Source organism: Kribbella sp. NPDC050124 (assembly GCF_044460355.1).
Lineage (GTDB): Bacteria > Actinomycetota > Actinomycetes > Propionibacteriales > Kribbellaceae > Kribbella.
The window spans coordinates 17,995-30,412 of the sequence record NZ_JBITJU010000034.1 but is presented as its reverse complement, the minus strand read 5'-3'; the positions used below and the strand labels follow the sequence as shown (position 1 = coordinate 30,412).

General features: G+C 68.4%; 15 protein-coding genes. 8 read left to right on the top strand and 7 right to left on the bottom strand.

Annotation, left to right across the window (positions count from 1 at the left end; all coding sequences use genetic code 11):
- The first annotated feature begins 234 nt into the window (after positions 1-234).
- The gene (locus ACIBL3_RS42795) at positions 235-1,035 is read left to right on the top strand and encodes a hypothetical protein (RefSeq protein WP_396359748.1); all 801 of its coding nucleotides are present in this window, start codon (positions 235-237) and stop codon (positions 1,033-1,035) included.
- 71 nt (positions 1,036-1,106) lie between these two features.
- Entirely contained in the window at positions 1,107-2,090 is a 984-nt protein-coding gene (locus ACIBL3_RS42790; RefSeq protein ID WP_396359747.1) for a LuxR C-terminal-related transcriptional regulator, read from the top strand.
- 34 nt (positions 2,091-2,124) lie between these two features.
- On the opposite strand, the gene ACIBL3_RS42785 is transcribed toward ACIBL3_RS42790, so the two are convergent.
- Genes ACIBL3_RS42785 through ACIBL3_RS42775 form a run of 3 tightly spaced genes read right to left on the bottom strand, consistent with a single transcriptional unit; the run spans position 2,125 to position 5,941 of the window.
- The gene (locus tag ACIBL3_RS42785; protein WP_396359746.1) at positions 2,125-4,341 is read right to left on the bottom strand and encodes an NADP-dependent isocitrate dehydrogenase; all 2,217 of its coding nucleotides are present in this window, start codon (positions 4,339-4,341) and stop codon (positions 2,125-2,127) included.
- 51 nt (positions 4,342-4,392) lie between these two features.
- Positions 4,393-5,067 carry a pentapeptide repeat-containing protein gene (locus ACIBL3_RS42780; protein ID WP_396359745.1) on the bottom strand — a complete coding sequence of 225 codons (675 nt, stop codon included), beginning with the start codon at positions 5,065-5,067 and terminating at the stop codon, positions 4,393-4,395.
- Between the two features lie 31 nt (positions 5,068-5,098).
- Positions 5,099-5,941: an ROK family protein gene (locus ACIBL3_RS42775; protein WP_396359744.1), complete on the bottom strand. Its 843-nt coding sequence runs from the start codon at positions 5,939-5,941 to the stop codon at positions 5,099-5,101.
- 51 nt (positions 5,942-5,992) lie between these two features.
- On the opposite strand from ACIBL3_RS42775, the gene ACIBL3_RS42770 reads away from it, so the two are divergent.
- The 6 genes from ACIBL3_RS42770 (at position 5,993) to ACIBL3_RS42745 (ending at position 10,264) form a co-directional block, all read left to right on the top strand.
- Positions 5,993-6,823, top strand: coding sequence for an alpha/beta fold hydrolase (locus ACIBL3_RS42770; RefSeq protein WP_396359743.1), 831 nt, complete (start codon positions 5,993-5,995; stop codon positions 6,821-6,823).
- Entirely contained in the window at positions 6,823-7,365 is a 543-nt protein-coding gene (locus ACIBL3_RS42765; RefSeq protein ID WP_396359742.1) for a hypothetical protein, read from the top strand. Before ACIBL3_RS42770 ends, ACIBL3_RS42765 begins: the two co-directional genes overlap by 1 nt.
- Positions 7,366-7,418: 53 nt before the next feature.
- Positions 7,419-8,117, top strand: a complete 699-nt coding sequence (locus tag ACIBL3_RS42760; RefSeq protein ID WP_396359741.1) for a YcnI family protein — start codon at positions 7,419-7,421, stop codon at positions 8,115-8,117.
- Positions 8,118-8,119: 2 nt separating this feature from the next.
- Positions 8,120-8,632, top strand: coding sequence for a copper resistance protein CopC (locus ACIBL3_RS42755; protein ID WP_396359740.1), 513 nt, complete (start codon positions 8,120-8,122; stop codon positions 8,630-8,632).
- Positions 8,629-9,633: a copper resistance D family protein gene (locus tag ACIBL3_RS42750; RefSeq protein WP_396359739.1), complete on the top strand. Its 1,005-nt coding sequence runs from the start codon at positions 8,629-8,631 to the stop codon at positions 9,631-9,633. The genes ACIBL3_RS42755 and ACIBL3_RS42750 overlap by 4 nt, the downstream gene beginning before the upstream one ends.
- Before the next feature lie 226 nt (positions 9,634-9,859).
- On the top strand, positions 9,860-10,264 hold the full coding sequence (locus tag ACIBL3_RS42745) for an NUDIX hydrolase (protein WP_396359738.1): 405 nt from the start codon (positions 9,860-9,862) through the stop codon (positions 10,262-10,264).
- Here the strand turns inward: ACIBL3_RS42745 and ACIBL3_RS42740 are convergent.
- The 4 genes from ACIBL3_RS42740 to ACIBL3_RS42725 form a co-directional block, all read right to left on the bottom strand.
- The gene (locus ACIBL3_RS42740; RefSeq protein WP_396359737.1) at positions 10,261-10,593 is read right to left on the bottom strand and encodes a hypothetical protein; all 333 of its coding nucleotides are present in this window, start codon (positions 10,591-10,593) and stop codon (positions 10,261-10,263) included. The genes ACIBL3_RS42745 and ACIBL3_RS42740 overlap by 4 nt on opposite strands.
- An 87-nt stretch (positions 10,594-10,680) precedes the next feature.
- Positions 10,681-10,806 (bottom strand): hypothetical protein, encoded by a 126-nt coding sequence (locus ACIBL3_RS42735; RefSeq protein WP_396359736.1) that lies wholly within the window; start codon positions 10,804-10,806, stop codon positions 10,681-10,683.
- Positions 10,807-10,857: 51 nt separating this feature from the next.
- Positions 10,858-11,607, bottom strand: a complete 750-nt coding sequence (locus ACIBL3_RS42730) for an MIP/aquaporin family protein (RefSeq protein WP_396359735.1) — start codon at positions 11,605-11,607, stop codon at positions 10,858-10,860.
- A gap of 317 nt (positions 11,608-11,924) precedes the next feature.
- Entirely contained in the window at positions 11,925-12,410 is a 486-nt protein-coding gene (locus ACIBL3_RS42725; RefSeq protein ID WP_396359734.1) for a MarR family winged helix-turn-helix transcriptional regulator, read from the bottom strand.
- Positions 12,411-12,418 lie beyond the last annotated feature (8 nt).

Sequence of the window (12,418 nt, the reverse complement as noted above, 5' to 3'; positions counted from 1 at the left end):
GGTGGAGGGGAGGACGCCCACGACACTGGCGGAGGGTCGCCGATCTCGCAGGGGGCGTGGGATCGAGCGACACGGGGCTCACAGCTAGGCGTCCCACACCGTGGTCGCGGGTGGTGGTGCGGAGTTCGACCGAGGCTTGGGAGGGCGACTCGGGAACTCGACCCACCACCCGCGACTGCTGTGTGCCCGCGGTATTCGGGTGCGGTGCGCCGGTGCTGGTGAGAGAGTCGGGGCGTGACCGATGCAGCGCGGGCCGAGCCGGTGGCGGCGCTCGAGATCGCGTGTGACGAGTCCGGGTACGAAGGGGAGAAGCTCGTCGGCGGCGTGACCCACGTATTCGCCCATGCGAGCGTTTGTATCGACGAAGCGGACGCGGCCGCCTGCGTTGCCGAGTTGCGACGGCGGATCCGCTCGCCCGCGACGATGTACAAGGCCACCCATCTGCTCCGGTCGAAGCATCGGGCAGTGTTGCTGTGGCTGCTGGGCGACGACGGTCCGCTGCTCGGCAACGCGCGAGTCTTCCTGGTCGACAAGACGTACTTCCTGGCCGAACGGCTCGTCGCCGAGCTCGGTGCCCGGCCGGAGCTGACGCGGTTCCTGTACGACGCCGCCCGCCGTACTGCGGAAGCCGAAGAGTTCCTGGTGGCCGCCAACGACGTTCTCCGGACGACGTTCCGCGACCACGTTGTGTCGCCGCTCGATCCGTTGCTGCCCGCGATCGTGCGGGCGGTCGAGTACTGGGGTGCGGGCGGCCGGCCAGTAGTGGTCGCGCACGACCGGCAGACCACGTTGTCCCCCGAGCGCGTCTTCACCTTGCGCGGGTCGGCCGCAGGGTTCGCCGGACTCGAACAGGTCGACTCCTTCACGGACTCGCGCGTCCAGGTGGCCGACTTCCTCGCCGGAGTGGCGCGCAAGATCGCCTCCGACCAGTTGAAGGGATCCGACGACGCCGAGGTGAGCGCACTGCTCCGCCCGTACGTCGACCCCGCGTCGATCTGGATCGACCAGCAGAGTTGGTCCCGCCTGATGAGCTAGCCCTTGGCAACAGCCGAAGGACGGCGGCATAGTCGAATGATCGATACAGCAGAGTATCGGGGGCCGCCGTCGTGGAAGGAGACAAGGGCGTCCCGCTGCGGGTTGATGCCGAGACCGCGATCATCCTGCGCGAGGCGTACCACAAGATCGAAGCGCTGTTCCGAACCGACCACTACGGGCTGTACGACTATGTCCGGGTGGTGGCCGGGAAGTTCGCTCGTGTCGACACCTTCTTCGTCGGCTTCCTGCAGGGCAACAGCCGGGTCCGCTATCCCTACGGGTACGACGACGGCCAGTACGTCGACCCGGACACGCACATCTACGGGCCGAACGGCCAGACCGCGTGGCTGGTACGGCGCCGGCAGACGTACCGCTTCGCCTACGACAACGGGGCCGCTCTGCACGCCGGCGTACCGATCGGGGATGTGAAGCGTCGGTCGCTGGACGCGGTGACGGTGCCGATCTTCCGGCCGGTGAAGGAAGGTCCGGACCAGCTGTTCGGGATGCTGTCGATGCAGAGCTACGCGGCGGACAGCTACGACGACAACGCGATCCGGGCGTTCGAGTGGTTGTGCGGTGTGGTCGAGCGGGTGCTGACCCGGGAGGGCGAGGACCGGGAGGCGCTGCGGCGGTTGCCGGCCGGCGACGTCGGGCCGAACGTGCTGACGTCCGACCACGTGATGGAGTACCTGGCTCACCGGGTGGCGTCGATCCGGGAGATCGCCGTGGAGGCGCTGAACGACGCCGAGCCGACCGCGGCGGTGCAGAGTTACCTGACCCGGATCGTCGATGCCACCGAGCACATCCAGTCCGAGCTGATCGAGATGCTGATGGACACCGACGAGGGCCCGGAGCACCGGTACCTGAGCCTGACCAAGGCCCAGCAGGGCGTCGCGGTGCTGCTCGTCGACGGCCTGGACAACGATCAGCTCGCCGCCGAGCTGGGGATCAGCCTCAACACCGTCAAGACCCACCTGAGCGCCATCCTGCGCAAGTACGGGATGGCCAACCGGGCGCAGATCGCCGACGACGTCCGGAAATACCTCGCCCGGTGACCGTGGCGGTCACCGGGCGTAGGACCGCGTCAGGTCAGAGCGACGCGAGCGCGTCGTTCCAGGTCTTCGACGGGCGCATCGCGGCCGCGGCCTTGGCCGGGTCGGGCTGGTAGTAGCCGCCGAGGTCGACCGGGCTGCCCTGGACGGCGATCAGCTCGTCGACGATGGCCTGCTCGTTCGTCGCGAGGGTCTCGGCGAGCGGGGCGAACGCCTTGGCCAGCTCGGCGTCGTCGGTCTGCTTGGCCAGCTCCTGGGCCCAGTACAGCGACAGGTAGAAGTGGCTGCCGCGGTTGTCGATCCCGCCCACCCGGCGGGTCGGCGACTTGTCCTCCTCGAGGAACGTCGCGGTGGCCCGGTCCAGGGTGTCGGCGAGGATCTGCGCGCGGGCGTTGTCCGCCGCCTGGGCCAGGTGCTCGAAGCTCGCGGCCAGCGCGAAGAACTCACCGAGGCTGTCCCAGCGCAGGTAGTTCTCCTTGACCAGCTGCTGCACGTGCTTCGGCGCCGAGCCGCCGGCCCCGGTCTCGAACAGGCCGCCGCCGGCCATCAGCGGGACCACCGACAGCATCTTCGCGCTGGTGCCGAGCTCGAGGATCGGGAACAGGTCGGTCAGGTAGTCGCGGAGCACGTTGCCGGTCACCGAGATCGTGTTCTCGCCGCGACGGATGCGCTCCAGCGAGAACCTGATCGCGTCCACCGGCGCCAGGATCCGGATGTCCAGGCCCTCGGTGTCGTGGTGGAACAGGTACTCCTTGACCTTGCTGATCAGGTTCGCGTCGTGGGCGCGGGTCTCGTCCAGCCAGAACACCGCCGGGTCGCCGGTGGCGCGGGCCCGGTTGACGGCCAGCTTGACCCAGTCCTGGATCGGGGCGTCCTTGGTCTGGCAGGCGCGGAAGATGTCGCCGGCCGAGACGGCCTGCTCGAGGACGGCGTTGCCGGCCTCGTCGACCAGCCGGACGGTGCCGGTGGTCTGGATCTCGAAGGTCTTGTCGTGCGAGCCGTACTCCTCGGCCTTCTGCGCCATCAGGCCGACGTTCGGCACCGAGCCCATGGTGGCCGGGTCGAACGCGCCGTTCGCACGGCAGTCGTCCAGGACGACCTGGTAGATCCCGGCGTAGCTGCTGTCCGGCAGTACGGCGAGGGTGTCGTGCTCCTGCCCGTCCGGGCCCCACATGTGGCCGGAGGTGCGGATCATGGCCGGCATCGAGGCGTCCACGATCACGTCGGACGGCACGTGCAGGTTGGTGATGCCCTTGTCGGAGTCGACCATCGCCAGCGCCGGTCCGTCGGCCAGCTCGGCGTCGAACGAGGCCTTGATCTCGGCGCCCTCCGGCAGCGCGGCGATCCCGTTCAGGATGCCGCCGAGCCCGTCGTTCGGGGTCAGGCCGGCCTTCGCGAGCACCTCGCCGTACTGGGCGAAGGTGTTCGGGAAGAAGGCGCGGACCACGTGGCCGAAGACGATCGGGTCGGAGACCTTCATCATGGTGGCCTTCAGGTGCACCGAGAACAGCACGTCCTCGGCCTTGGCCCGGGCGACCTGAGCGGTCAGGAACTCGCGCAGCGCCGCGACGTGCATGACGGACGCGTCGACGACCTCATCGGCCAGCACCGGGACGGACTCACGCAGCACGGTCGTGGTGCCGTCGTCGCCGACCAGCTCGATCCGCAGCGAGCCGTCGGCCTCGATCACGGTGGACTTCTCGGTGGAGCGGAAGTCGTCCTGGCCCATGGTCGCGACGTTGGTCTTCGACTCGGCGGTCCAGGCGCCCATCCGGTGCGGGTGCGCCTTCGCGTAGCTCTTCACCGAGGCGGGCGCGCGGCGGTCGGAGTTGCCCTCGCGCAGCACCGGGTTCACCGCGGAGCCCTTGACCTTGTCGTACCGGGCGCGGATGTCGCGCTCCTCGTCGGTCTTCGGCTCGTCCGGGTACTCCGGCAGCGCGTAGCCCTGGCCCTGCAGCTCGGCGATCGCGGCCTTCAGCTGCGGGATCGAGGCGGAGATGTTCGGCAGCTTGATGATGTTCGCGGCCGGCGTCTTGGCCAGGTCGCCGAGCTCGGCCAGCGCGTCCGGGATCCGCTGCCCGTCCTGGAGGAACTCACCGAAGACGGCGAGCATGCGTCCGGCCAGTGAGATGTCCCGGGTCTCCACCCGGACTCCGGCCTGACCGGCGTACGCCTGGATCACGGGGAGGAACGAGTACGTCGCCAGCGCGGGCGCCTCGTCGGTGTGGGTGTAGATGATCGTCGAGTCAGTCACAGCCCCACCCTAATGGGCGCTCCGCTCGCCCAAGCCCCCACGTGGGCAGGCTCACGCTCGGTCAAGTTCATCCGGGTGGGTGAGGGTGATGCCGGTGGCGGTGGTGACTGCGCTGGTGAAGGTGAGGGTGTCGATGGGGGAGGAGGCGGCGACGGTCGCGCCGGTCAGGGAGGTGAGGCCGCGGGCGGTGTCCCAGGTGCAGTCGACGAAGACCGCTCCGGTCGCCTTGACCTGGGAGAACTCCGCCCCGGTGAAGTCGCAGCCGCGGAAGACGGTGCCGGTCAGGTCGGCGGAGACGAAGTCGGCGTTCTGCAGCCGGCAGTCGGTGAACTCGACCTTGACGAACTTCGCGAACCGGAACGAGCCGAAGTCCAGCACGCTGTCACGGATGGTGGCGTGCTGGATGCTCATCCCCGGTCCGGCGAACCCGGTCAGCCGGGACGAGGTGATCGCCAGCCGGGTCACCGCGGCGTCCGCCCAGCGGGCGTTCGCGACGTCGCACTGGGACAGCTCGGAGTCGACCAGGATCAGCTTGTCCAGGTCCGACTCGGCCAGCTTGACCCGGGTCAGCCGGCAGCCGCTCAGCTCGACGTGCTCGGCGGTCACGTCGCTCAGATCCAGGTCCTCCAGCGAGAGATCGAGCAGCCGGGTCTCGTCGTCGATGTCGTCCAGGGTCAGGGACGCGGGGTCGAGCTGGGCACGCAACCGGGGTGCAGCGATCTTCATGACGCCGACCGTATCGAGCCCTGCCGACAGTTCACCGCGTGCGGAGGTAGTGCGCCGCGGCGCCGATCAGGGCGGACTGCTCGGTGTCCTCGGTCGCCGCGACCTCGAAATCGAACACCTCGCAGACGATGTCGAACGCCCCGGAGATCGAGCCGCCCAGCACCACCTTCGTCACCCCGAACCGCTCCAGCCAAGGCGTCAAAGCAGCAGCCAGTACGCCGAAGGACTCGAGCAGCACGTCACGTGCATCGACCGCGCCATCCCGCGCTCGTTCGGCGATCTCCTTGACCCCGATCTCCGGCTCCTCCCGGCCGGTCCGGGCGAAGTACGCGCGCAGGATCGCCCGGGCGGAGATCGAGTCCTCCAGCGGGCGGCCGTCGTACGACGTCTTGTAGAGCTCACCACCCGGCGGCACGGTCTCGCCCTCGCGGACCACGTGGCCGTCGGCGAGGAACGCCGTACCGATGCCGGTGCCGATGGTGACGCCGACGCAGCGCTCCAGACCGCGGACCTCGCCGGCCGTCCACTCGCCGACCGCGAAGGCCTCGGCGTCGTTCATGAACAGGATCTGGTCGAGGTTCAGCAGGTCGCGGAGGCGGTCGCCGACGTTGTAGCCGTAGAGGTTGTCGAACTTGCCCTGCCCGCGGTACCAGGCGACGCCGGTCGCGAAGTCGAACGGCCCGGGCAGCGCCACCGCGAGACCGTTTGCCAACGGCAACTTCCGTGCTGCCGCGGCGAGCTGGTCCAGGACGACCTCGGCCGCCTTCTGGGACTCCAGGTCGGCGCGTTCGACCACGTTCACGGCCCAGGTGTCCGCCGTCACGACCGCTGCCGTCACGTGGCTGCCCCCGACCTCCAGCACCGGTACGTCCATCCGGTCATCATCTCAGGTGCGGGCCTGAGGCAACCCGCGGATAATTGCCGTGTGCACGAGCTGACGATCGACGGCGTGCGGATGGCCTACCACCGCCATGGCGCTGGCCCGGTGTGCGTGGTGTTCCCTGGCGGTCCGGGCTTCGACTGGCGATACCTGCGGCTGCCGATGCTCGAGGCGCACCTGACGACGGTGTACGTCGAGCCGCCGGGCAGCGGTCACTCGGACCTGCTCCCCGGAGGCGACTACGCGATCGGGCGGTACGCGTCCTTCGTCGAACGGTTGATGGACCACCTCGGCTCGGAGAAGGTGTTCCTGCTCGGTCACTCGCACGGCGCGTTCGTCGCCCTGCAGACCGCGCTGGACTTCCCTTCGCGGTTGGCCGGAATCGTTGTGTACGGCGGGGCCGCGTTCTACGGTCCCGAGCTCTTCGACCAGGCGTATCGCAACATCGAGGCGTTCGTCGCCGGCCGTCCGCCGGGAGACCCGCTGTCGGCGCAGATCGTCCAGGCGTGGCACGACGATCCGCCGGGACGTGAGGAGCATCTCGCCGCTTTTCTACGGCTGCTGCCGATGTACTTCCACGACCGGGAGGCGGTCCACCGGCTCACCGACTGGGTGGACACGATCGACATCACGGTCGATCCGGACCGGAAGGAGGAGCGCTGGGACATTCGCGAGCGGCTCGGCGAGGTCGCCGTACCGACGCTGGTGCTGGTGGGTGCTGCGGACTTCATCACGCCGGAGAACTCGGCGCGCGAGTTGGCGGACGGGATTCCCGGAGCTGAGCTGGTCGTGTTTGCTTCAAGCGGGCACTTCACGCACTTGGAGGAGCCTGACGCGTTCCGGAACGCCGTACTACGCTTCGTCGCAGCACACTGATGACAGGACTGGACTTGCCCGCCGAGAGCAGTACGACGTCCGTGGTCGCGGCGCTCAGCGTCGTGGTCGCGATGGCGGGGCATGTGCTTGCAGGTGGCGGCCCGGTTCCGCTGGGCGTGGTCCCGCCGTTGCTGGCGCTGATGGGTGTCTGCTGGCTGCTTGGTGAGTACCTGGCCGGCGAACGCTTGCTGTCCGCGCTGGTCCTGTCTGGCGTGCAGCTCTTCGTCCACGTGACGCTGGACGCGTCCCACTCCGGGCACATGCACCGGGGGATCAGCGGCAGCCTGTTCATGACCGCGACCCACCTGGCCGCGCTCATGGTGGGCGTCCTGGCAGTCAGCCAGGCCCATCGCTGGGTGCACCGCGTCGTACGCATCTTCGCGCGCCTGCTGCCGCGGCTTCCTGCTTTGGTCACGGTACGGCGGTCTGCCGCCGTGGCATCTGTTGTTTTGACGGCACCTCGGCTCATGCAGCGCTGGCTGACAGCGAACGTCTCCCGGCGTGGACCGCCGGTCACACGAGTGATTCTGCTTCCGTCCTGATCCGGCGCTTCTGGGCGCCGGGTGCAACTCGTGTGACCGTGAAAGGTCCTTTCATGCCCAAGAAGTTCGTCCTGCGTGCCGCCGCGATCGCCGCGGCTTCAACGCTCGTCCTGGCCGGCGCCGCCACCTCGGCAGCGGCCCACGTCACGGTGTCGTCGCCGGACGCCAAGCCCGGCGGGTACGCCAAGCTGGTTTTCCGGGTCCCGACCGAGTCCGACGACACCAGTACCACCAAGCTCGTCGTCTCCCTGCCCAAGGATCGCCCGTTCGCGCACGTCGGCGCGCAGGTGAAGGACGGGTGGAAGGTCGAGAAGAAGACCGAGAAGCTGCCGACACCGGTCAAGGTCGGCGACGTCACCCTGTCCGAGGCGGTCACCACCGTCACCTGGACCGCCACCACCGCCGGTATCCCGCCGAACGACTTCGACGAGTTCGCCCTGTCCGTCGGCCGGCTGCCGGAGGGTGTCGACTCGCTGAGCTTCCCGGCCGACCAGACCTACAGCGACGGCGAGGTCGTCAAGTGGGCCGAGGCCGCCGAAGCCGAGCGCCCGGCACCCACGCTCAAGCTGGCCGCCGCGATCGCACCGGTCGCGGCGACTACCGCCGACTCCTCCGACCCGGTTGCGCGTTGGCTTGGAGGCGCCGGTCTGCTGGTCGGCCTGCTCGGTCTGGCCTTCGGCCTAGCTTTCGGGTTGCGGCCGCGGAAGGCCGCACAGGCTGGTACGACGGACGCCAGAAAGGCACAGTCGTAATCGTGCGCCGGTTGATTGCAGTCCTGGTTGCGTCGCTGCTCGCCCTGGTGGTCTCCACCGGGGTGGCGGCGGCGCACGCCAAGCTCGAGTCGATGACCCCGGCCGACGGCTCCTCGATGGCGGCGCCGCCGACCCAGGTCGTGCTGACGTTCAGCGAACCGGTCGGCAGCAACGGCACGCAGGTCCAGGTGAAGTCGCCCAGCGGCAAGAACGTCGCCTCCGGTGACGTCCAGGTGATCGACAACAAGGTGACTCAGCCGGTCGGCGCGATGATCGAGGCCGGCCGCTACCAGGTCGACGCCCGCGTGGTGTCCGCCGACGGCCACCCGGTCACCGTGACCGCCTCCTTCACCGTCACCCACGCCGGCCACCCGCCGGACCAACCGGCCGGAACCACGCCCGCCGCAGGCAACGACAACTCGAACACGGTCACCATCGTCGCGATGTGCCTGGTGATGCTGGTCGTGGTCGCCCTGGCGGTCGTCATAGTCCGCCGCCGCCCGGCCTCCCAATGACCCGGCTGCACGGCCGACGCTGGCTCCTGGCCGGCGGATTGGTTGCCGCCGGCCTCGTATTATTGGTCGTCGCCCTACTCGCCGCCGGCGGCGCTCCGCAACAACCACCCGCCGGCCTGATCAGCGCCGGACTCCCCGCCTCCTGGGCGGTTCCCCTACTCCGCTTCACCGCCGACGCCACCGCAGTAGCCACAGCCGGCGCGCTCCTAACCGCCACACTGTTGCTACCAACAACAACTGACGGGAAGCTCAGTCGGCAGGGGTTGCGGGCGTGCCAGGATGCGGCTGTTGCAGCGGGCATCTGGGCAGTGGCGAGCATCGGCGGCCTGCTCACCTCCGCGGCGGTGATCCTCGGCATCCCGCTGTCCCACCTCGCCGACCACGCTTCGGCAGCGGGCGAACTCGACCAAGTCCGGGCGCTCGCTGTGACCGTCGTACTCACGGCAATCCTCGCGGTAATCCTCAGCGGCTGCCAAACGATCCGGGGTGCCCGCTTCACCTTGCTCCTGACCGCCCTCGCCCTCACCCCAACACTGCTCACCGGCCACGGCGCCATCGAGCGCACCAGCTTCTGGTCAGTTCTCGCGACCACTTCCCTGGTACTCCACGTCTTCGCAGCAACCGCCTGGATCGGCGGCCTGGGCGGCGTACTGCGCTATGCCCGCGAACGAACCGCAGTCGAACGCTTCAGCCGCCTCGCCCTGATCTGCGCGATCACAGTAGGAATCACCGGCCTCCTGACCGCCGAAATCCACCTAGGCGGCCGCGAAGACGGCTGGGCCCTGATCACCCAATGGGTAACCACCGGCTACGGCGCCCTCGTCTTCGCCAAGGCCATCGCCTTCGCCATCCTCATCACCCTCGGCTGGTGGCACCGCCGCACCACCCTCCCCGACCTGGCCACCGGCAACCCCACCGCCTTCCGCCGCCTGGCCCTAGTCGAACTCCTCATCATGTCCACCACCATCGGCCTAGCAGTCGCCCTTTCCCGCACCCCCTGACAAAGGACACCGCTCCGCGGCGGCAGTGCTGCCGGCCGCCTGGGGTGGCGTGCTGGATTGAATTGGGGACCACAACCGGCCTGGAATAGCCAGCGAACTTCCCCAAATGCGATGCCGGTCGGTGTGTCTCCGTCGACAGGTGCGCGAGATTCGTCCGCCAGATGATCTGCGACAGTGCGGAGGCGCGGATGCGGCATGAGGGTGCGCTCGCGCTTAGAGTGCCGCCATGGTTGCGCAGATTCCGATCTCAGTCGCCGCACTGGTGCGCGACGGTCTCGTGCTCCTGGTGCATCGCCATCCATTGCGTCTCCGGTATCCCGACTGCTGGGATCTCGTCGGCGGACATGTCGAGTCAGGCGAGTCGTCTCACCAGGCCGTCAGCCGGGAATGCCTCGAAGAACTCGGGGTCCGCGTCCATGACCCCGTACCCATCCCGATGACGATCAGCGACCCGAACCTCGACATGCACGCGTTCCTCGTCACGCGCTGGGATGGGGAGCCGGTCAACGCCGCACCCGAGGAGCACGACGACCTTCGCTGGTTCCAGCCCCGCGATCTCGCAGACTTGAAGCTGGCCCACCCGGCCAGCCTGTCGAGCATCCTGACCGCCATCCAGATCGCAACCGGTTAGCCGCTACGAACCACCCGCCCATCGGCATGAGTGCGCGCGGACAGCGGCATGAGAGGGCGATTCATGTCAGTCCTCAGGCTGAGGGATACGGCTCTCATGATGTGGGCGTACTCGTCGTAGGTCGGCTGGCGGCCGACCTCGTCGGCGAAGGTGGAGATGTAGTCGGTCACGAACCCGTCCATGGTCGGTGTCGCGCCGGGCGGTGGCGCGTTCCAGGGCTCCGTGACCGCTTCCCCGATCTTGAACCGGTTGTGGTCGTCGAGGGTGTCATAGAGCTGGGTGTTGGTGTGGTAGTACTCCTCGCCCGAGTCCGGGTTCGGTGAGTCCATGTCGGTGGCGACCGTGTAGGGCACCGTCTTGCGATCGGCGCCGTGCTCGGCCCACTCAGGAATGGGATTGCTGAGGTTCCTACCGATTCACGCCGTCGAAGACCTTGCCGTCCTCGGGCCGTACAGGTGCCCGAGCACGTTGTCCAGGGACCGGTTTTCGAACAGCACCACGACGATGTGGTCGAACGCATGGGACTTGTCGTGCGCAGGCATCGGCCACCTTTCCGTGGGAGCGGTACGTGAATCCGTGATCGGCCTGAGTCGTCAGGCTTGGTCTGCCCTTCGGTCCTCGGTGACCAGGTCGCCCTGGGCTGCCTCCGAGCCGGACCTGCCGCCACCGGGGCCGCGCAGCACGTAGGCGAGGCCGACGGCGATCACTGCTCCCAGCAGCGGGCCCACGATGTAGACCCAGTAGTTGGTGAACGTGGTACTTGCGAGGTCCGGTCCGAACGTCCGGGCCGGGTTCATCGACGCGCCACTGATCGGGCTGCCCCACAGCCCCGCCAAGGCGATGTAGCCGCCCACGCCGAGCGCTCCGAAGACGCCGATGTTCTGCGCGCCCGAAGCCGTCCCCAGGATCACGCTGACCAACCCCATGGTGAGCACCGCCTCCATGGCGGCCGCCTGCCAGGCGTCGTAATCGGCCGCGGGGTAGTTCGAGCCGTACCTCGCCGAGACGTCGACAACCCAACGCAGGAACAGCGCCGCCACCGTCGCGCCCGCGAGCTGCACCAGGATGTAGCCGGGCACTCGTCGCCACGGGAAGTCCCCCCGCAGCGAGAAGGCAACGCTGACCGCCGGGTTCAGATGCGCACCCGACACCTTGCCCATGAACAAGATGATCCCCATTACCGTCAACGCCGGCGCCACGACCGCCGCCGTCCGGGAGATCGTGTTCGGGAACGCCTGGCTCATCATCCCGCCGCCCGCAGCGGCCAGGACCAGCAGGAAGGTTCCGTAGAACTCCGAGAACAACCGTCGCCACTCTTGGTGGGGATCCTTGAAGTCAGCCATCGGACCGGTGATGTCCCGATCGATCCACCCAAGAATGCCGCGCTCAGCGTTAGTAATCCGTTCGCTCACGGCGCACCCCTTTGGGATTGAGACGGACCAGGCTAGTGAGCGCCCGAGCTCGACGCCATCGTCTGCCGCGGATGAGTTTCGGCGCACCAAGGGCAGCCGCTCATCGGCAGATCCGTGCGTTGGCCGGCCGCCTCAGTTGGTCGCCAGGCGTCTAACCTGTCGCACATCAGCTGACAGAAATGTGTCGCGGATCTGCTGACGGATCACACGGTGCAGGCCGGCGCCGTGCACTCGTGGCTGGGGTGGGGTTACTCGTCGCAGTCAGAGGTGGTGCAGGGGTCTGCGGGGATGGTGCCTACGATGCGCTCGAGGACGGCGGTTAGTTGGTCCTGCTCGTCGCGGCTCAGGTGGTCGAAGAAGTAGGTGCGGACTGCGTCGACGTGGTCGGGGGCGGCTGCCTCGATGGCCTTTCGGCCGACCTCCGTCAGGCGGACCATCGAGCCGCGCGCGTCGGAGACGCACTCCTCGCGGCAGACGAGGCCGCGCTTCTCCATGCGGCTGACCTGGTGCGACAGCCGGCTCCGCTCCCAGCCGACGGACTTGCCCAGGTCGCGCGTGCGCAGTACGCCGTCCTCTGCGACGGACAGCGGGTGCAGCAGCGCGTAGTCCGCACCGGACAGGCCTGAGTTGGTGATCAGCCGGGTCTCCAGCGCACGCATCAGTTCGCGGTACGCGTCACGGTACGACTGCCACAGCCGCGCCTCCCGCGCGTCCAGCCACCGCGAATCCGTCATTCAACCAT

Excerpts from the sequence above, each read along its gene's own strand:
- ACIBL3_RS42725 (WP_396359734.1), bottom strand. The coding sequence starts at position 12,410 with ATGACGGATTCGCGGTGGCTGGACGCGCGGGAGGCGCGGCTGTGGCAG.
- ACIBL3_RS42750 (WP_396359739.1), top strand. The coding sequence starts at position 8,629 with ATGACCCGGCTGCACGGCCGACGCTGGCTCCTGGCCGGCGGATTGGTT.
- ACIBL3_RS42775 (WP_396359744.1), bottom strand. The coding sequence starts at position 5,941 with ATGGACGTACCGGTGCTGGAGGTCGGGGGCAGCCACGTGACGGCAGCG.
- ACIBL3_RS42740 (WP_396359737.1), bottom strand. The coding sequence starts at position 10,593 with ATGGACTCACCGAACCCGGACTCGGGCGAGGAGTACTACCACACCAAC.
- ACIBL3_RS42780 (WP_396359745.1), bottom strand. The coding sequence starts at position 5,067 with ATGAAGATCGCTGCACCCCGGTTGCGTGCCCAGCTCGACCCCGCGTCC.
- ACIBL3_RS42760 (WP_396359741.1), top strand. The coding sequence starts at position 7,419 with ATGCCCAAGAAGTTCGTCCTGCGTGCCGCCGCGATCGCCGCGGCTTCA.
- ACIBL3_RS42765 (WP_396359742.1), top strand. The coding sequence starts at position 6,823 with ATGACAGGACTGGACTTGCCCGCCGAGAGCAGTACGACGTCCGTGGTC.
- ACIBL3_RS42735 (WP_396359736.1), bottom strand. The coding sequence starts at position 10,806 with ATGCCTGCGCACGACAAGTCCCATGCGTTCGACCACATCGTCGTGGTG.
- ACIBL3_RS42745 (WP_396359738.1), top strand. The coding sequence starts at position 9,860 with ATGGTTGCGCAGATTCCGATCTCAGTCGCCGCACTGGTGCGCGACGGT.
- ACIBL3_RS42730 (WP_396359735.1), bottom strand. The coding sequence starts at position 11,607 with ATGGCTGACTTCAAGGATCCCCACCAAGAGTGGCGACGGTTGTTCTCG.